Origin of the sequence: Halpernia humi (genome assembly GCF_900108025.1) — a bacterium.
GTDB classification, from domain to species: Bacteria; Bacteroidota; Bacteroidia; order Flavobacteriales; family Weeksellaceae; genus Halpernia; species Halpernia humi.
Genome location: NZ_FNUS01000001.1, coordinates 509,169 through 528,511, shown reverse-complemented (window position 1 = coordinate 528,511; position 19,343 = coordinate 509,169). Strand labels below are relative to the sequence as shown.

The window sequence follows — 19,343 nt, the reverse complement described above, 5'->3', positions numbered from 1 at the left end:
ATTTTTACCATTAAGGAATTAAGCCATTTTCGCTTAAAAAACTTAATAAAAATCAATTTATTGATTGCTTAATCAGAATAAACTTAACTCACTGAAATTCTTAATGTTAAATTTAAGAATAAACAGAGTTTATTTTAATTTAGAAAATTAAGAAAAGGCTATAAAAAATTTATTGAATGAAATTTAAACAGGCTCTTAATTGATTCTAATAATCCTGCAATTATGATGATTTTGGAAAAAAATGAATCACGAATTTTCGATTACCAGAATTCGAAAATTCAGTTTTTTAAAAATAAAAATGGAGGGAAATTAGTATATGTAGAATCTAGAAATATTAATTTTAAACCTAAATTTATTTTCAACTATATAGAAGTCAAAGAACTTTCTCCCTTAAATTTTGGCATCAAAAGTTTTGCGAAAAAAGGCGACACCAATCCAAATTTCTACTTAATAGTGACTTTACAAAAAAGTAAAGATGATTTACTGACTGCACTTCCTCTAGATTTTAATTCAGATTTAAAAGAAAAATTATTTTTTGCATTAAAGGAAAAATTAGATAATACAAGTAATTATTCCATTTCAAAAGCCGAAATTTATTATACTAATACTACAGTTAGCGTAGAAAAATTATTAGAAATAAAACCTATTGATTTTACACTTGGTGTAGATGAATAAATCTAAAAAAAGTTTTAGACTTCAATTTAATTATCTTTTTTAAAATGAGTTTCAATTAATTTACTGATTTACTTGACAAAGGCCTTTTCAATATCGTATATTTGCACCCCGAAACAGAAAAACTGTGACGCTTAATTATTTTAAATAAAACTATGTCGAAATTAAAAACTTCAGACTTCAATTTTCATTTGCCAGAACATCTTTTGGCAGAACATCCTGCAAATAACCGTGATGAATCCAAACTAATGGTGCTTCACCGAAAAACTGGTAAAATCGAGCACAAACTTTTTAAAGATGTGATAGATTATTTTGAAGAAAAAGATCTTTTTATTTTTAATAATACCAAAGTTTTCCCAGCTAGATTATATGGAAATAAGGAAAAAACGGGTGCTAAAATTGAAGTTTTTTTACTACGAGAATTAGACAAAGAAACCCGAGTTTGGGATGTTTTGGTAGATCCTGCTAGAAAAATTAGAATCGGAAACAAACTATTTTTCAACGAAGACGAAAGTTTAGTGGCCGAGGTGATTGATAATACCACTTCTCGTGGTAGAACTTTAAGATTTCTATACGATGGTTCTTACGAAGAATTCCGTGCTAAATTAAAAGAATTAGGTGAAACACCACTTCCAAAATACATCAAAAGAGATGTAGAACCCGAAGATGCAGAACGTTACCAAACCATTTATGCAAAAAATGAAGGTGCTGTTGCAGCGCCAACTGCGGGTATGCATTTTTCAAAACATTTAATGAAAAGATTAGAAATTAAAGGTGTGGATTTTGCAGAAGTGACTTTGCATATTGGCCTGGGAACTTTTAACCCAATTGAAGTTGAAGATCTTTCTAAACATAAAATGGAATCTGAAGAAGCCATTATTGACCAACTGAACGCTGATAAAATTAATTTAGCAGTAGAAGAAGGAAGACAAATTTGTGCCGTTGGAACTACTACAATGCGCGCAATTGAAACTTCCGTTTCATCAAATAAAAAAATTGGACCTTTTCATGGTTGGACAAATAAATTCATTTTTCCACCCCATGATTTTGGTGTAGCGACATCAATGATTACCAACTTTCACATGCCAAAATCTACCTTAATGATGATGATTGCCGCATTTGCAGGTAAAGATTTCTTGATGGAGGCGTATGAAGAAGCCGTAAAAAATGAGTATAAATTTTACTCTTATGGCGATGCGATGCTAATTCTTTAAGAAAAAAGGTAAAAGGCAAAAGTAAAAAGTCTTGAAATATTGAAAATATATGCAAGTCCAGTTTTTGTAAAAAAACTGGACTTTAATTTAAAAAAATGAAAGAATATAATTTACTAGACCGAACCTTTTTCTTTGGGATTCATTGTTTAAAACTTTTGAGAACACTTCCTTGAGAGCCCGAATTTAAAATGCTAATTTTTCAATTGAGTAAATCATCAACCTCTGTTGGCACAAATTATGAAGAAGCTCAAGCAGGATCATCAAAAGCAGATTTTAAAAATAAATGCAAGATTTGCCTAAAAGAAGCAAGAGAATCTAATTATTGGCTACGCGTTTTGAAGGAATTATTAGATGATAAAAATTTAGAATTAGATAGACTATTAAAAGAAAGCCTTGAAATTAAAAAGATATTTGGAGCTATAGTAAAAAATACAAACTTATAATTTTTCAAATTTACTTTTTACTTTTTACTTTTACCTTTTTACTTGTTAAATGAAAGATTTAAGAACCTTATCACTCTCAGAACTCCAAGAATTATTTATTTCTTTGGGCGAAAAACCTTTTCGGGCGAAACAGGTTTATGATTGGTTGTGGTCGAAAAACCTTCACTCTATTGAAGAAATGACGAATCTTTCAAAAAATTTAAGAGATAAATTAGCTAAAGACTTTCAAATTAAACCCATTTCGGTAGATCAGTTACAGAAAAGTTCGGACGGCACCATAAAAAATGGCGTGAAATTGCACGATGGACTTTTAGTAGAATCCGTTTTAATTCCGACAGAAACGAGAACAACAGCCTGTGTTTCTTCCCAAGTCGGTTGTTCTTTAAATTGTGAATTTTGCGCAACGGCACGCTTAAAAAGAATGCGGAATTTAGAAGTGGCAGAAATTGTAGATCAAGTGGCATTAATAGATCAACAGAGTAGAATGTATTTTGATCGGCCACTCACAAACATCGTATTCATGGGAATGGGTGAACCAATGATGAACTATAAAAACGTAGTTGAAGCCATTAGAAAAATTACCGAACCCGAAGGTTTGGGAATGTCACCACGAAGAATTACAGTTTCAACTTCAGGCATTCCCAAAATGATAAAAATGTTGGCTGATGAAAACATAAAAGTAAAATTGGCACTTTCACTTCATTCAGCAATTGAGGAAAAAAGAAATGAAATCATGCCTTTTTCTGATAAATTTCCTCTAACTGATATTCTGGAAGCATTAAAATATTGGTACGAAAAAACTGGCAATATCGTCACTTTTGAATATTGCGTCTGGAAAAATATTAACGATGGTGAGGAAGATATAAAAGCTTTAATAAAATTCTGCAAACAAATCCCGAGTAAGGTTAATTTAATTCAGTACAATCCAATTGGCGACGGAAAATACGATCAATGCAACAAAGCAGCAGAAGAAAATTATGTGCGTCAATTAGAAAATAATGGTATAAAAGTAATGATTCGGCGGAGTAGAGGCGGCGATATTGACGCAGCTTGCGGACAATTAGCCAACAAAGCGGCAGAATAAATTTTCAATTTTTTGGGCAGCTTTATCCGTCCTCCGTTCCCGCTTCCGCCGCGGCGGAGAGCTCCACTCAGGCCGGGCTGCGAACTTTCGCGATAAACAAAACTTTCACTAATTAGAAAATTTTATTTTAAATGAAAAATTTACTATTACTTTTTTCACTTTTATATTTCCACAGTTTTTTCTCGCAAAAAACCGAAAGATTTAATATAAAAAAATACCAAATCGCAACTTTAGATGATAGTCTTAAAGAAAGTTCAGGCCTAGATTTTTTTAACGGAAATCTCTATACTTTTAACGATAGTGGAAATACGGCAGAACTCTTTCAAATAAGTTTAGATAGCGGAAAAATTCAAAAAAAAATTGAAACCAATCTCCGAAACGAAGATTGGGAAGCACTTTGCAATAATGGCAAAAATTTCTACATCGGCGATATTGGAAACAACCAAGGAACAAGAAAAGATTTAAAAATTTATAAATTCCCAATAGATAGCGCACAAAACGTTCAAACTATTTCATTTTATTATCCCGAACAATCAGATTTTACACCAAAAAATTTAAACAATGATTTCGATGCAGAAGCACTTGTTTTTTTGGATGGAAAAATTCATCTTTTTACAAAAGAATGGAAATCAAAAAAAACAACGCATTACATTTTAGATCCAACTAATTTTGAATTGCAAAAAGCCGAAAAAAAGGAAACTTTTAAAACAAATTTTGTAGTAACAGACGCTGCATATTTTGAAGATAAACTCTATCTCATAGGTTATACCAAAACAACTTCTGTCTTTTTAGAAATATTTCAACGATCAGAAGGCGATTATTTTTTTAAAAAACCTGCCAAAAAATATAAATTAGGAAATGCGTTTTCACTGAGCCAAATAGAAGGAATTGCGGTGAATAAAAACGGTATTTACATTTCTGGTGAAGAATTCAAAACACCACTTGGCGACAGAAATGGAAAATTTTATTTTATTCCAAAAGATGATTTAAACTAGGTTTTGTACTTGTATTCTGCCACAATTTAAAGGAAAAATTAACTTATATTTGCTTTTAGAAAGAAATTCTGTTTTCTGTGGCGAATATTGTAAAAGAAATAAAAAACCCAATTGATAGCGAAATGAAACTTTTTGAGCAAAAGTTTTATGAGTCTATGAGCACCAACGTGCCGCTTTTGGATAAAGTGACGCGTTTTATAGTAACCACAAAAGGCAAACAAATGCGCCCAATGTTTGTTTTTCTTTGTGCAAAATTAATTGGGGAAGTAAATGAAAAAACTTTCAGAGGCGCTTCTATGATTGAGTTAATACACACTGCAACTTTGGTGCACGATGATGTGGTGGATGAAAGTTTCAAACGCAGAAATTTTTTCTCTATTAATGCCCTATGGAAAAATAAAATTGCCGTTTTAGTTGGTGATTTTTTATTATCAAAATCGGTTTTACTTTCTACCGATAATAAAGATTTTGATTTATTGGCCGTTATTGCACGAACCATTCGCGAAATGTCTGAAGGTGAACTTTTACAACTAGAAAAAGCCAGAAAATTAGATATTACAGAAGAGGTTTATTATGAAATTATCAGAAAAAAAACAGCTACTTTAATCGCCGCTTGTTGCGAAATCGGTGTGCTATCTAATAATGCCGACGAAGTTTTGGCTAAAAAAATGCAAAATTTCGGTACTTTAACTGGAATGGCTTTTCAGATAAAAGATGATTTATTTGATTATTTAAGTGAAAATTTTATTGGTAAACCAGTCGGGATTGATATTCAGGAGCAGAAAATGACTTTACCATTGATTTATAGTTTAAAAAATGCTACTGAAAAAGACCGAAAATACCATTTCCAAACCATAAAAAGATACAAAGACGATAAAAAAAGAGTGAAAGAATTAATTGCTTTCGTGAAAAAATCTGGCGGTTTAGATTACGCGCTTTCGGTAATGAAAGATTATCAGCAGAAAGCAAAATTAATTTTAAATGAATTTCCGGAAAATGAAGCAAAACATTCTCTGAATTTGATGTTGGATTATGTGATAGAAAGGAAGTTTTAGTATAAATCAATCTTTAAAGAAGATCTACTTTGACAAAGTTTTCCGAGCAGTGATTGTACTTTGTCAAAGTTAATATTGTAACGCTTTAAAACTTAGACAAAGTAGAAAAAAATAAAAAATTAAAATGACCATACTTGTAACCGGCGGGTTGGGCTATATTGGCTCTCACACCGTTGTTGAACTTTTAAACAATAATTTTGACGTTGTTATTGTAGATGATTTATCTAATACGGAAAAATTCATTTTAAAAAATATTGAAGAAATTTCGGGTAAAAAACCGTTTTTTTATCCGTTTGATTTAAGACGAAAAGAATTGTTATACCAAGTTTTTGAAGCGCACGACATTTCGGCATGTATTAATTTTGCGGCTTTTAAAGCAGTAGGCGAGAGCCAGGAAAAACCTTTGGATTATTATGAAAATAATCTTTTTTGTTTAATTAATATTCTTCAGGAATTTAAAACTAGAAATATTTCCAATTTTATTTTCAGTTCTTCTTGCACAGTTTACGGACAAGCAGATAAACAACCAATTGACGAAAATACGCCTTTGAAAACACCTGAATCCAGTTACGGAAAAACGAAGCAAATGGGAGAAGAAATTCTGAAAGATTTTGCTTTGGCTTATAAGAAAAAAGTGTCTTTGTTGCGCTATTTTAATCCAATTGGTGCGCATCCATCTGCAAAATTGGGCGAATTGCCTTTGGGAATTCCAAACAATTTAGTTCCTTTCGTTACGCAAACAGCTGCTGGGATTCGTAAAGAATTGAGCATTTGGGGAAACGATTACCCTACAGAAGATGGCACTGCAATTCGCGATTACATCTATGTGGTAGATTTGGCGAAAGCGCATGTGAAAGCGTTGCAAAAATTAATTGAGGAAAAATCTGAAACACTAATTGATATTTATAATTTGGGCACAGGAAAGGGCTCATCCGTTTTAGAAGTTGTGAATGCCTTTGAACGCGCAAATAAGGTAAAAGTGCCTTACAAAATCTGTGAAAGAAGAGCAGGCGATATTACGATTGCCTATGCAGACGCTTCAAAAGCCGAGAAAGAATTAAATTGGAAAGCAGAAACCTCGTTGGAAGAAGCCTTGCGAACGACTTGGGAATGGCAGAAATATTTGGAAACGCGAGAAAATTGAATTAAGTTTTCTACTATTTAATCGATTTTAAAAATAAAAAATCCTGAAAAAATTAATTTTCAGGATTTTTTTATTAGAGTTTAAAAACTTTTAAAATTTTGTTTTTTACTTGGTTTATTACATTGGCCCTTGGTCTTCGTCACCACTATAATTATTATTTACATCTGTTTTCTTTTTCGGTTGATCCACTTTTATACCTTGTTTAAATCTATATGTGAATGACAAAGAAAATTGGCGTGGACGGTATTGGTTATAATTATATTGTGTGAAATTTTCACCAGTTGTGGTAAAAGCTCTCGCTCTGGTATTGAAAATATCTTGAATATTAAATGCTAAAGTTCCATCACCTTTCAAAATAGTTTTTGATGCGCCAAAATTGATGACATACATTGATTGTCTATTATTACTTACGCTTTTTTCTGCGCCTCGGAAAAAAGTCTGAATTTGGAAGGAAGTATTTTTATCTGTTTTGAATGTTGTTGTTAAGCGTATTCTGCTAGAAAAGCCATTTCCAGAAAAATTAAAATTTTGATAAGATCCAGTATTATTATATCCATAAAGATTTACACTTCCCATTAGGCGAAACCATTTAAAAGGGTCGTAAGAACCATTCAAATCTAAACCATAATTGGCATCGGAACCTGCATTCACAGGTTGAGTTCTGATGGATGTGATGCCATTTTCATTTTTAGGTACTTGCACAAAATTAACTTCATCTTGTGATTTTTTGTAATAAAGTGTTGGATTAAAAGTTAATTTTTTAGAAGACAAACTATATCCTAATTCAAAAGAATTTTCATAAGTGGGATTCAAATCTGGATTTCCTTGAAAAGAACTTCTGGTATCATACGAAAAGAAGGGCACTAAAAAGAAAGATCGTGGACGCTGAATTCTACGGGAATAATTTAATAAGAATTGGCTTTTTTCTCCCAAATCGTAACTTAAGAAAACACTTGGAAAGAAGCCTGTATAATTTTTATTTTTTTCTACGCGTTCATTATTCATTTCAGGATCTTTATATCCAAGGTTAATATTGGTGTTTTCTACACGAGTACCCAATTGATATCCTACAGGTCCGATTTTACTTTTAAATTGTGCGTATGCAGCGGCAATTTTTTCAATATAAGTTGTATTTCCTGTGAAATCGGTAATAGTTGTACTCGGCGCATTATCTACGCTTTGAAAGACAGAGTTATCATAAACATTTTTTGTATAATCATATCTTGTACCTGCTTCAATTTTAGATTTTTCGCCTATAGGCAATTCATAATCTGCTTTTCCTAAATATGTTCTGCTATCAGAATTGCTGTAAATTTGGTTATCAATTGTTTGATTTGCAACTGTATTTGATGTAGAAACGCTTCTTAAACTTGAAATCGTATTATTATAACCTTTATTATTTTGCAAACTTCCGGAAATCGAAATGTTTTGACCATTATCACCAATCTTTTGGTCATATCCCAAATCGGCTTGAAATGAATTATTTTTTCTTTCTCCACTATCATTTTGCACCGTTGTAAGGTCGTATGAGCCTGTATTTCCGAAACCATCTTTTGTAAAATAGTTCTCTAAAATATTAGTGGTATCGTCGGAATTATATTTATATGTTCTAAACATTACGGAAGCATTTAAACTTGCTTGCGGCGATAAATCTACTACAAAACCTGTATTTACGTTATAACTATTGCTATCACCACTGTTGTTTTGATCCCGATTTCTTTTAATTAAATCATCATTTGCTAAATTGCTATCATTTAATAAAGTTTGATATGTTTGAGTGCTCTGTGATTTATTTTTATTGTAACCACCGCCGCCATTGATGAAATAAGTCCAAGCACCTTTTTTCCAACTTAAATTTGTATTTAAATTGGTTTGCGGCAGATAACCCAAAGTACCAGTAACACTTCCATTAAAACCTAATTTTTTAGATTTTTTTAAAATAATATTCAAAATTCCGGCAGTTCCAGAGGCTTCATATTTAGAAGATGGATTTGTAATTACTTCTATATGATCTATTTGATCTGCAGGAATTGTTTTTAAAGCATCCGCACCATCATCAATTCCTAGAAGGGCAGAAGGTTTGCCATTTATTAAAAATTTTATATTTGTATTTCCACGCATTGAAACCGTTCCATCGGTATCCACAGAAATTGACGGTACGTTACTCAAAACATCTTGTAAATTTCCCCCTTTGCTAATTAAATCAGATGAAGGATCGTATATTTTTTTATCTAATTCTACACGATAAGGTTTCGGCGCTGCTGCAACAATCACTACACCAGCGATATCTTGCGTTTTGGTATTGGTTGTAGACTCTTCTGGTAAAATTGTGAAATTCTTTACTGCTGAATTAGAAGTCACAACAAAACTTGTATTTAATTTTTTGAAATCAATCGCTTCTACGCTTACAGAATAATTCCCAGGTGCCAAGTTGATGGTGTATTTTCCTTGCTCATCGGTTAGTGCTGCATCGGTATTTATTTTGTTTTCTTTATTTGTAAAAGTGATAGAAGCATAGGGAACTTTTGCGCCTTGTGCACCAGAAACTTCACCAGTTATGACGGTTTTTTGCTGTGCAAAAGCCAAACTAGCAGCGGCTAGCAAAAATGTAAAGGCTAGAGATTTCTTAGCAAATAGGGATGAGATTTCAATGTTAGAGGTCATATTTTTTTTTATTTTTTTATAGATTATAAATTCTCGACAAAGTTAAATCAATCATTTGATTGATTTGTGTTTTTATTAAAATTTTAACGTTTTTATTAAATTATTTAAAAATTATTTTATATTGTTAGAATTGAGCCAATCTTGGTAGGCTTTTGCGTTTACAGCATGTTCGGCTGCGTTTGATGTAAACTTGTGAAATCCAAGATGCTTTGGATCTGCGCACATATAGATGTAATCGTTTTTTTCAGCATTTAAAACAGCATCAACAGAATTTTTATCTACCATGCAAATAGGTCCTGGCGGAATTCCTGCCGTTGCATAAGTATTATAAGGCGAATCTTGCTTTAAATCTTTGAAATAAACGCGTTTTATTTTTTTTGAATAATTACTGGCCTTGTTCACAGCATAAATTACAGTTGGATCACTTTGCAACTTCATTCCCTTTTTATACCGGTTAAGATAAAGCCCTGCAATGGTTTTCATTTCGTCTGGCTTTCCGCCGCTTTCTTTGTAAACGATTGATGCCAAAGCATAAATTTGGTTTCTACTTAAACCAGATTTTTTTTCCTTTTGAATTCTGTCATTATTCCAAAATTTAGAATACTCTTTTTCGAATTTTTTAAAAAAATCTTCAGGTGTCACCGTCCAATAGAAATTATAAGTATCTATAAAAAAATATTGTTTTAGATCTTCTGCGGAATTTAGATTTTTTTTGATCGCAATTTTATCTAAGCCATTTGCAAAATTCAAAGAATCTAATTCAGTTTTTTTAGTCACTTTCCCGACCATTTGATAGACATCATCAAAATCACCAATTCTAAAGGTATTTTCAATTTGGTTTCCTGCTTTTATCATATTTACCAAATCATTATTTCCAGTACCCATTTTAATTTTATACCGACCTGCGCGAAAAATTCTATCTAAATGTTTACTTCTTGCAACTTCTAAAAACGTTGCTTTATTTTTAATATATGGACTAATAGAATCGGTAATTTGTTGCAAATTTGCATCGTGCGGAATTAAGATATAGCCTTCTTTTGCCACATTGTTGCCATAACTTTTTTCGTAATATCGAAATCCGAAATACACAACTGCCGCAAAAACTAAAAATGCTACTATTAAGCCTGCTTTTTTCATTTAAATGCTAATTTTACCCTTAAAAACTTGCTTCGCAGGTCCTTCTAGCCAAATATTAGTAAAAGATTTGCCATTTTTTTCCGCATAAACATTCAAATTACCTCCTATGGTTTTCACTTTTATTTTTTTATTTTCATTAATCAGGGGCAGCGCTGCTGCTGTGACGCCGGTTCCACAACTGTATGTTTCATTTTCAACGCCTCGCTCATAAGTACGAACATAAATAGAATCTGAAGCCAAAATTTCAACAAAATTCACATTAATTCCTTCCTTTATATATGTAGCAGAATTTCTGATTTTGTTACCCTCTGCATAAACTTTATAGTGTTGTAAATCTTCTACAAATTTTATGTAATGTGGCGAACCAGTATTAATTACAAAATCGTCATTATCTGTATAGATTTCTTGCACATCTATCATTTTTAATTTTATAGTGCCGTTGATAATTTCTGCTTCATGAATGCCATCTATTGCTTCAAACGTAGTTTTATCTTCGAATAGATCTAAAAAATGCGCAAATGCAACAATGCATCTGCCACCATTTCCGCACATACTTTCACCTTTACCATCACTATTGTAATAAACCATTTTAAAATCTAAAGTTTCATGATTTTCTAGTAAGATTAAGCCGTCGCCACCAATCCCAAAACGACGGTCGCAGAGTTTTTCTATTATTTTTTCATCTTTTAGAAATTGCTGATCGCGGTTGTCTATGATTACAAAATCGTTTCCTGTTGCTTGATATTTATAAAAATCCATAATATATTTTAATAAAAAAGGACAGAAATTCACTGTCCTATTAATTTTATACAAAATTACTGAAATAAGAAGAGAGAAAAAATTTAGAAAATGTTAATTAATTGCTAAAAAAATTATTTTAAACTAAATATTACGAATAGAAATTCACTAGAAATAAAAAAAACCTTCTAAAATAAAACTACAACGCTTTAGTTTCTAAATCTTTTTTCCAAGTTATATATCCTAAAACAGCCATTATTGTAAAAATTAAGTACTGAACGGAAGTAATTCCTAAACCTCTATAAATAAGCATCGGGATACAAATTAAGTCCCCAACAATCCAAAAAATCCAGTTTTCTACTTTTCGTTTTGCCATAAGCCACATCCCAACCAGGAAAATAGATGTGGTGAAAACATCCATCCAATTGCCTTTGTCCATGTGGTTTAGGTTTAAAGAAATGAGATCCATAGAAAAACGATTATCGATGTAAGGTTTAAAATAATAAATTAAAATCACCAAACCCATACTTATTACAAACAAAAGAAAGGAATACTGCCAAGTTTTTTTATCTGCTTTTTCGACTTCTATATGGATGTGGTCTTTCGAATTTTCTGACCATAAAACCCATCCATAAATACTCATTACGGTATAATAAAAATTGATCATCATATCTCCCAAATAGCCAGCCTGAAACATAATGTAGATATAAATAGCGGTAGAGATTATTCCTGTAGGATAAACCCAAATGTTTTTCTTAACAGAGAAATAAACGCTCAAAATCCCAAAAGTAGCACCTGTAGATTCTAAAAATATTTGAAAATGGGTGTACGTTTCGTATGGTTTTAGAAATAAGTCATAAAAATTCATAAAGGCAAAGATAATTATTTTCGACTTGCAGCAAATGGCACAATTAAAGTTTAAATTTCGCCCAAAATTTAACTGAAAATGAAAGAAAATAGTTAAATATTGTTAATAGTTCTAATTTTTTCCTATTTTCGTAACTTCTAAAATTTAAAACAAAAACAATTATGTCGAACATTTGGAAGACAAAACCATTATCTCAATTACTTGATGAATCCGCAGAATCGGAAGATGGACTAAAAAAAACACTCTCCGCAGGTGCACTCGTAGCACTTGGAATTGGTGCCATTATTGGTGCTGGATTATTTTCAATTACAGGTTTAGCCGCTGCAGATTATGCAGGCCCGGGAATTATGATTTCTTTTGTGATAGCCGCTGTTGGTTGTGCTTTTGCAGGACTTTGCTACGCAGAATTCGCATCCATGATTCCAGTTGCGGGAAGTGCTTACACTTATTCTTATGCCACAATGGGCGAATTTATCGCTTGGATTATTGGTTGGGATTTGGTTTTAGAGTATGCTGTTGGTTCTGCCACGGTCGCCTCAAGTTGGTCGGGTTATCTAGGGAAATTATTTGAAGCTTTCGGAGTCTCACTACCCCAACAGCTGATGATGACGCCTTTTGATACTTACACTTTACTAGATGGAACTGTGCATTCAGGTTTCATTAATTTGCCAGCAGTTTTCATCGTATCTATGATGTCTTTGGTTTTAATAAAAGGAACGAGTGAATCGGCGATGGTCAACAATTTTATTGTATTTTTAAAAGTTGCCATTGTGTTTTTATTTATATTCGTTGGCTTTAAATACGTGAAAGCAGAAAATTTAACACCACTAATTCCAGAAAATACTGGAAAATTTGGTAGTTATGGCTGGTCTGGGATTATTCGGGCTGCAGCTGTCGTGTTCTTTGCTTACATTGGTTTTGATGCAGTTTCTACCGCTGCACAGGAAACTAAAAACCCTAAAACAGCCATGCCTATTGGTATTATGGGCTCGCTGATTATATGCACCATTCTATACATTATTTTTGCTTACGTAATGGTAGGTGTGGTAAATTATAAAATGTTTACTGCAGGTTCTGGAGCAGATCATTTAGCGCCTGTAGCAACTGCCATAGAGCATATGGGGAATATGGTAAATGGGAAAATTGTACCTGAATACCCATGGTTAAACACAACTATTATTTTTGCCATTCTTTTGGGCTATTCCTCAGTAATTTTAGTTATGCTAATGGGACAAAGCCGTGTATTTTACTCTATGAGTAAAGATGGTTTATTACCAAAAGTTTTTTCAGAAATACATTCAAAATTTAGAACTCCTTATAAATCTAACTTATTTTTCCTAGTATTTGTTAGCCTTTTCGCAGCATTTGTACCAGGCAGAGTAGTAGGAGAAATGACATCCATTGGAACTTTATTTGCCTTTATTTTAGTTTGTATCGGCGTTTTGGTTTTAAGAAAAACTCAACCGAATGCTCCACGTGCTTTCAGAACACCTTTAGTTCCGCTAGTCCCAGTTTTAGGCGTTTTAACTTGTTTAGGAATGATGGTATTTTTACCTTTAGATACTTGGATTCGTTTAGTCGCTTGGATGATGATTGGTCTTGATCTTTATCTTTATAGAGGTATTAAAAATAGTATTTTAGGAAATGCAGATGGAAACGGAAATGATAATAAAACTTACAGAATTACAGCTTATTCTGGTTTAGCCCTAACTGTTCTCCTCGGAATTTTGGGTTATTTCCATCATTTAGATGTTGTTTCTGGTGGTTCAACGGCAAATCTAATTGCATTTTCTGGCGCAATGGTTATCATTCATTTGGCAATCTATATTTATTATCTAGTTAAAAAATCAAAATAATTTTAAAAGTAAGTCCCGCAAAAATTATTTTGCGGGATTTTTGTTTTTAATTTAAATTTAAAAAATGAAAAAATTTATAATCGGTTTTATTTTAATTGTTTTTTTTCAAATTTTTACTGCCCAAACCTTAAAATTCGAAACTTTATTAAAAGACAAAATCAGCATCAGAGCTTTGCAGATTTATGACGGAAAAGTGTGGTATTCTGGCACCGATTCTAAGTTTGGATATGTAGATTTAAAAAATCCCAAAGATCAAAAACAGATAAGATTATCAGATAAAAATCTTCAATTCAGAACTTTAGCACAGAATGAAACTGATTTTTACGCCGTAAATATCGAAAGTCCAGCGTATTTTTTTAGAATTAATAAGAAAACATTAAAATTTGATAAAGTATTTCAAGATTCAACAAAAATGGCTTTTTATGATGCTTTGCATACAGTAGAACGTAATTATGGTAGTTTTTTATTAGCATTTAGTGATCCGGATTTAGAATTGAATTTAAAATTGGCATTTTTGAATCCTTCTAAAAATCTTTTTACAAATTTTGTCGCCTCAAAAAACAATCACGAAGGCATGAAAGTAAATAAAGGCGCAGCAGCATTCGCCGCAAGTAATACCAATATTGCTTCTGCTAAAAACTATCTTTGGATTGCAACTAGCGGAATGTCTTCGAGAATTTTTAGAATGAACTTACATGGTCTAGATTGGCAAGTTTTCGAAACACCATTCATCCAAGGAACGTCTTCCACAGGCATTTATTCCATCGATTTTTTTAATGATAAATTCGGAATTGCCGTCGGTGGCGATTACACAAAACAAGCAGAAAATATCAACAATATCGCCACCACAAATGATGGCGGCGAAACTTGGCAAATTGAGGCTTCTGGGAAAAATGCTGGTTATATGACTTGTGTGAAAATTCGTCCTGGTTCAAAAGGTAAAGAAATAATTGCCGTTGGTGATCAGCATATTTCCTATTCTAACGATTTTGGTAAAACATGGACCAAAATTTCAACTGAAAAAAACCTATATGTTTGCGATTGGGTGAACAAAAACACTTTGGTATTTGCGGGAAAAGATAAGATTTTAAAGGCAGATTTTATTAAATAAAAATTTTAAGCAATCGCGGTTATTTTTTAAACTACAAAAAACTGTGAATCAACCCTGTTAGCGTTTCAAATGCTGACAGGGTTTTTAGTAATAAATATCTGTTTTAAAGTTCAATTTTATTTCTATATTTGTTTCACTAAATAATTAGTGATATAAAAATTATAGTAATGAAAAAATTCTTCGCCTTCTTCCTTTTTGGAACCATTCTAATTTCAGCGCAAAACCAGCGTTTTATTTACGACTACACCTTTGTGAAAGACACTTTAAATAAATCCAACATCAGCAAAGAATTGATGTACCTCGATATTAACAAAGAGGGTTCAAAATTCTACAGTCGAGATGTTCTTGTGCAAGATTCTACAAGAATGGCTTTTTATGAAAAGCAAATTAAAACAACAGGCGGGATGAATGTGATTTCGTCACCGCAAGTAAATAAAGCAACTTTCCGAAATAAAATATTTAAAACATATCCAAAATACGACGTTTCAATGGAAACTAGAATAGGGCGTGATGTTTTTAAAGTTTCCGATAATCGACCAATTTCTTGGAAAATTTTGCCCGAAAAAGAAAAAATCGGCGAGTTTGAAACCCAAAAAGCAACAACAGAATTTGCTGGTAGAAAATGGACGGCGTGGTTTTCTACAGATTTACCTTTTCAAGATGGACCTTATAAATTTCACGGACTTCCTGGTTTAATTGTAAAAATGGAAGATGCCTCAAAAACCCACCAATTCGAGTTAAAAGGCGTTTCAAAATATGTGGAAAATACTCCAAAAATTTCGCAATACGATGAGCCGCAAAAGACAATTACGATTACTGAAAACCAATTTAGAAAACTTTTTATAGAAAATAGAAATGATCCCGCAAAGCAAATGAAGCAAATGCTTGCAAGCGGTATCATTAAAAATATGAAAGATGGAAGCGGTTCGGAAATTTCTGGCGCAACTTTTATAAAAAATATCGAAAATACGGCAAAAGAACGAAATGCAAAAGACAATAATATTATTGAAATTGATCTTTTAAAACCTTAAATTTAATCTATGAAATACCTGCTTTTTACTTTCGTTCTTGTTTCTTCTTTATTTTTTAGCCAAAATAAACGCTTTATTTACGATTACAAATTCGTCTCAGATTCTACCCAAAAAGACAAAGTGACGCCCGAACAAATGTATCTCGATATTGCTGAAAAAGGTTCTAAATATTACAGTAGAAATGTATTCGTCTCAGATTCTATTGCTCAGGCGGCTTTTGAAGAACAGCAGGCGAAACATTCTAATAATTTTATAATTCCTGAAACTGGCATTTCTGGAAAAGTGAAATATGTGGTAGAAAAATCTTATCCGGAATATAAAATTTCGTCTTTTCATAGTATTGAAAGTAATGATTATAAAGTGAGTGACGACCGAGAAATGAATTGGAAAATTCTTCCAGATAAACAAAAAATTGGTAATTGGGAAGCGCAAAAGGCAAGTTTAGAAATGTATGGCAGAAAATGGATAGCTTGGTTTAGTACCGAAATTCCATTTCCAGATGGACCTTATAAATTTCATGGTTTACCAGGTTTAATTGTAAAAATATCTGATGAAACCAATTCTCATAGTATGGAATTAAAAGGTGTGAAAAACTTAAATTCTGATGATATTTGGAAAAGTTATGCTGAAAAAGTCCATTTTAATCCATTAATTAGTATCAATGAAAAACAATATAAAAAAGCAATTTTAGCATATAGACAAGATCCTGCGAAAAATTTTAGATTGCTACTCGCCAATCCAGATACTAAAATTACCATGAAAGACGGAAGCGGCAAAGTATATTCTAATGCTGAAATGCTAAAAAAAACTGAAGATGCGGCAAAAGATAAGATAGAAAAAGACAATAATTTTCTCGAATTCGATATGTTGAAATAGAATTAAAAAAAAGCCTAGTTTTATTTTCACTTCCCAACTTTAATTCTAAACAACGTTCTTTCAAAATCTCAAACAATTTTTCCTTTTGATTATTTTTTTAAATTTTAAAATACAGCATTTTAAGATTAAACGTATAATTCTTTAGTTAATCTTTATTTAAATACAAATTTTTATATTAATAATCAACAAGTTAAAAACAAATTTAATTATAACTATAAAAATAGTTGTAAGTTAAAATTTTAGTTCTATATTTGTATCACTAAATAAATAGTGATATAAAATCGCCATTACAACACAAATGAAAATTAAGGCGATAAAATATGACTTTAAAAAAATAAAAATCTACTTATGAAAATTCAAAGTTTAACAAAAGCAGAAGAGCAGGTCATGCAATTTCTGTGGGACTTAAAAAAAGCCTTTCTAAAAGATATTTTAGAACAGTTCCCAGAACCAAAACCTCACACCAACACAGTTTCTACAATTTTAAAAGTCTTGCAAGAAAAAGATTTTGTAGATTATAAAGTGTTCGGAAGACAGCACGAATATTTTCCAAAAATTTCAAAAGCGCAGTACAGCGGAAAATCTATCAATCAACTTATTACAAATTATTTTGATGGATCTTACAAAAATGCCGTGTCGTTTTTGGTCGATAGAAATGAAATGAGCATTGAGGATTTAGAATTTCTTTTAAACGAACTTAAAAACAAAGACTAATGGAAAATCTACTAAATTACCTTTTAAAGCTTATTTTATGCTCTGGCGTGATGTTTTTGTATTACCGTTTATTCTTGAAAGACAAAACTTTTCACCATTACAACCGCTTTTATTTGCTTGCAACTTTAGCCGTGAGTTTGCTACTGCCTTTTTTGAAAGTCAGCACATTTACGGTAAATGTAAACCAAAACATTTACGATTTATTGCAACTACTTCAATCTGAAAACTCTTCTAAAACTTCAAGCGATGATTTCACTATTTATAGAATTATTTTTACAATTTTTGTCTTGGTTTCTATCTTTTTTATCCTGAAATTTATTTTGGGTTTAATTAAAATTAAAAAAATCAAAAAGCAATATCCAGAGGAACAATTTGAAGGAATTTCCTTTTATAATACCAATTTAGAGCACGCGCCATTTTCATTTTTTCGGAATTTATTTTGGAAAAAAAGCATTTTGATACAATCAGAATTAGGAAAACAAATCTTAAAGCACGAAATGGTTCATATCGAGCAAAAACACACTTACGATAAAATATTTGTTGAAATTTTAACTGCTATTTTCTGGTTTAATCCCATTTTTTATTTAATTAAAAAAGAGATTAATCTCATCCACGAATATTTGGCAGATAAAAAAGCCTTGAAAAACTCTGACACCAAAGCATTTGCGCAGATGCTTTTGGAGACGCATTTTTCCGGAATTACTTTAGCGGGAACAAGCCCGTTTCTAAATTCAAACCTTAAAAAAAGAATTACAATGTTAAAAAAATCAAATACAAAATTCAGTTATTTCCGTAAAGTTTTGGCTTTACCATTGCTTTTCAGTCTTGTTTTTGCCTATATGGTGAAAGCGGAAAATAGAGAGATTAAGAAAAATAACCAAAAAATCTCATTAATTGTTTCTTCAATAAAAAAAGATACAATTAAAAAAGATACAGTTGCCCGCGGAAAAGATGCGACTAAAGAATATTCAGAACATCCAGAAAGATTTTATGATTCTCAAGCAGCACATCAGGCAAAATTAGATGCAGAGCAGGCTAGAAAAGATGCCGAACAAGCAGTTTTAGATGCTAAACAGGCAAAATTTATTGAAACTCAAGCGCGAAAAGAAGCAAAAAAAGCCAAAATAGCGCAAGAAAAAGCAAGAATTGATCAAATTCAAGCGCAGAAAAATGCAAAAATTTCCCGAATTGACCAAGATAAGACCGCGAAAGACGAAATTAGAAACGCACAAAACTTCTCTTTTCAAAGTATTAATACTAAAACCAAACCTATAATTTTCATTGATGGCGTAGAAAATGATAAAATCGCAATGAAAGATTTAAATAAATTTAATATTAAATCAATAAACATCATTAAAAGTAAAACAGGAGGAAAGGATGAAGTACGAATTGAAACCAATGGTAAAAAGGTTGATGACGACCCTTGGATAATTAATATTGACGCGCATGATATCACACCACCACAAAATAAATTCACAGCAAAAAGCACTTTCACGCCAGAATCTGAAGTTGATGGAAATAAACAAGCAGTTTCGGATCAGAATTTAAAAGACGCAAAAATTTACATCAACGGAAATCTTTCGGATGAGAAAACTGCAAAATCAATTAAATTAAAAGACATTAAAAAAATTGAAATTTCGAACGCTACCAACAATGGCTATCAATATAAAAAAGTACATATTTTTACAAAATAATCTTATTCGAAATTTAAAAAAAATCCTGAAAACTCAATTTTCAGGAT

At 31.7% G+C, this 19,343-nt stretch carries 17 protein-coding genes; 13 read left to right on the top strand and 4 right to left on the bottom strand.

Annotation, left to right across the window (positions count from 1 at the left end):
• Window positions 1-222: 222 nt before the first annotated feature.
• The 7 genes from C4S29_RS02460 (at window position 223) to galE (ending at window position 6,607) form a co-directional block, all read left to right on the top strand.
• Window positions 223-675 carry a hypothetical protein gene (locus tag C4S29_RS02460; RefSeq protein WP_103912536.1) on the top strand — a complete coding sequence of 151 codons (453 nt, stop codon included), beginning with the start codon at window positions 223-225 and terminating at the stop codon, window positions 673-675.
• A gap of 152 nt (window positions 676-827) precedes the next feature.
• Window positions 828-1,886, top strand: a complete 1,059-nt coding sequence (gene queA / locus C4S29_RS02455) for a tRNA preQ1(34) S-adenosylmethionine ribosyltransferase-isomerase QueA (RefSeq protein ID WP_103912535.1) — start codon at window positions 828-830, stop codon at window positions 1,884-1,886.
• 203 nt (window positions 1,887-2,089) lie between these two features.
• Window positions 2,090-2,329, top strand: a complete 240-nt coding sequence (locus C4S29_RS02450) for a four helix bundle protein (protein WP_233740467.1) — start codon at window positions 2,090-2,092, stop codon at window positions 2,327-2,329.
• A 49-nt stretch (window positions 2,330-2,378) separates the two neighbouring features.
• Window positions 2,379-3,413, top strand: coding sequence for a 23S rRNA (adenine(2503)-C(2))-methyltransferase RlmN (gene rlmN / locus C4S29_RS02445; protein WP_103912534.1), 1,035 nt, complete (start codon window positions 2,379-2,381; stop codon window positions 3,411-3,413).
• A 131-nt stretch (window positions 3,414-3,544) separates the two neighbouring features.
• A complete protein-coding gene (locus tag C4S29_RS02440) occupies window positions 3,545-4,408 on the top strand; it encodes a hypothetical protein (RefSeq protein WP_103912533.1) in 864 nt (287 codons plus the stop codon).
• 77 nt (window positions 4,409-4,485) lie between these two features.
• Window positions 4,486-5,463 carry a polyprenyl synthetase family protein gene (locus C4S29_RS02435; protein WP_103912532.1) on the top strand — a complete coding sequence of 326 codons (978 nt, stop codon included), beginning with the start codon at window positions 4,486-4,488 and terminating at the stop codon, window positions 5,461-5,463.
• Window positions 5,464-5,587: 124 nt separating this feature from the next.
• Window positions 5,588-6,607, top strand: a complete 1,020-nt coding sequence (galE, locus tag C4S29_RS02430; protein ID WP_103912531.1) for a UDP-glucose 4-epimerase GalE — start codon at window positions 5,588-5,590, stop codon at window positions 6,605-6,607.
• 117 nt (window positions 6,608-6,724) lie between these two features.
• Here galE and C4S29_RS02425 read toward each other — a convergent pair whose 3' ends face one another.
• The 4 genes from C4S29_RS02425 to pnuC all read right to left on the bottom strand — a co-directional run bounded on the left by C4S29_RS02425 (window position 6,725) and on the right by pnuC (window position 12,014).
• The gene (locus C4S29_RS02425) at window positions 6,725-9,271 is read right to left on the bottom strand and encodes a TonB-dependent receptor (RefSeq protein ID WP_103912530.1); all 2,547 of its coding nucleotides are present in this window, start codon (window positions 9,269-9,271) and stop codon (window positions 6,725-6,727) included.
• A gap of 111 nt (window positions 9,272-9,382) precedes the next feature.
• The gene (gene mltG, locus C4S29_RS02420) at window positions 9,383-10,408 is read right to left on the bottom strand and encodes an endolytic transglycosylase MltG (RefSeq protein ID WP_103912529.1); all 1,026 of its coding nucleotides are present in this window, start codon (window positions 10,406-10,408) and stop codon (window positions 9,383-9,385) included.
• Window positions 10,409-11,167 carry a diaminopimelate epimerase gene (gene dapF, locus C4S29_RS02415; protein WP_185116934.1) on the bottom strand — a complete coding sequence of 253 codons (759 nt, stop codon included), beginning with the start codon at window positions 11,165-11,167 and terminating at the stop codon, window positions 10,409-10,411.
• 178 nt (window positions 11,168-11,345) lie between these two features.
• Complete coding sequence (pnuC, locus tag C4S29_RS02410; RefSeq protein ID WP_103912528.1) at window positions 11,346-12,014, bottom strand: nicotinamide riboside transporter PnuC; 669 nt, start codon at window positions 12,012-12,014, stop codon at window positions 11,346-11,348.
• Between the two features lie 161 nt (window positions 12,015-12,175).
• Between pnuC and C4S29_RS02405 the strand changes: the two genes are divergently transcribed.
• The 6 genes from C4S29_RS02405 to C4S29_RS02380 all read left to right on the top strand — a co-directional run bounded on the left by C4S29_RS02405 (window position 12,176) and on the right by C4S29_RS02380 (window position 19,296).
• Window positions 12,176-13,870 (top strand): amino acid permease, encoded by a 1,695-nt coding sequence (locus C4S29_RS02405; protein ID WP_103912527.1) that lies wholly within the window; start codon window positions 12,176-12,178, stop codon window positions 13,868-13,870.
• Window positions 13,871-13,934: 64 nt separating this feature from the next.
• Entirely contained in the window at window positions 13,935-14,981 is a 1,047-nt protein-coding gene (locus C4S29_RS02400; protein WP_103912526.1) for a WD40/YVTN/BNR-like repeat-containing protein, read from the top strand.
• 167 nt (window positions 14,982-15,148) lie between these two features.
• A complete protein-coding gene (locus tag C4S29_RS02395) occupies window positions 15,149-16,012 on the top strand; it encodes a GLPGLI family protein (RefSeq protein ID WP_103912525.1) in 864 nt (287 codons plus the stop codon).
• Window positions 16,013-16,021: 9 nt separating this feature from the next.
• Window positions 16,022-16,888, top strand: coding sequence for a GLPGLI family protein (locus C4S29_RS02390; RefSeq protein ID WP_103912524.1), 867 nt, complete (start codon window positions 16,022-16,024; stop codon window positions 16,886-16,888).
• A 348-nt stretch (window positions 16,889-17,236) separates the two neighbouring features.
• Window positions 17,237-17,602, top strand: coding sequence for a BlaI/MecI/CopY family transcriptional regulator (locus tag C4S29_RS02385; RefSeq protein WP_103912523.1), 366 nt, complete (start codon window positions 17,237-17,239; stop codon window positions 17,600-17,602).
• Window positions 17,602-19,296 carry a M56 family metallopeptidase gene (locus tag C4S29_RS02380; protein WP_103912522.1) on the top strand — a complete coding sequence of 565 codons (1,695 nt, stop codon included), beginning with the start codon at window positions 17,602-17,604 and terminating at the stop codon, window positions 19,294-19,296. The genes C4S29_RS02385 and C4S29_RS02380 overlap by 1 nt, the downstream gene beginning before the upstream one ends.
• Window positions 19,297-19,343: the final 47 nt, after the last annotated feature.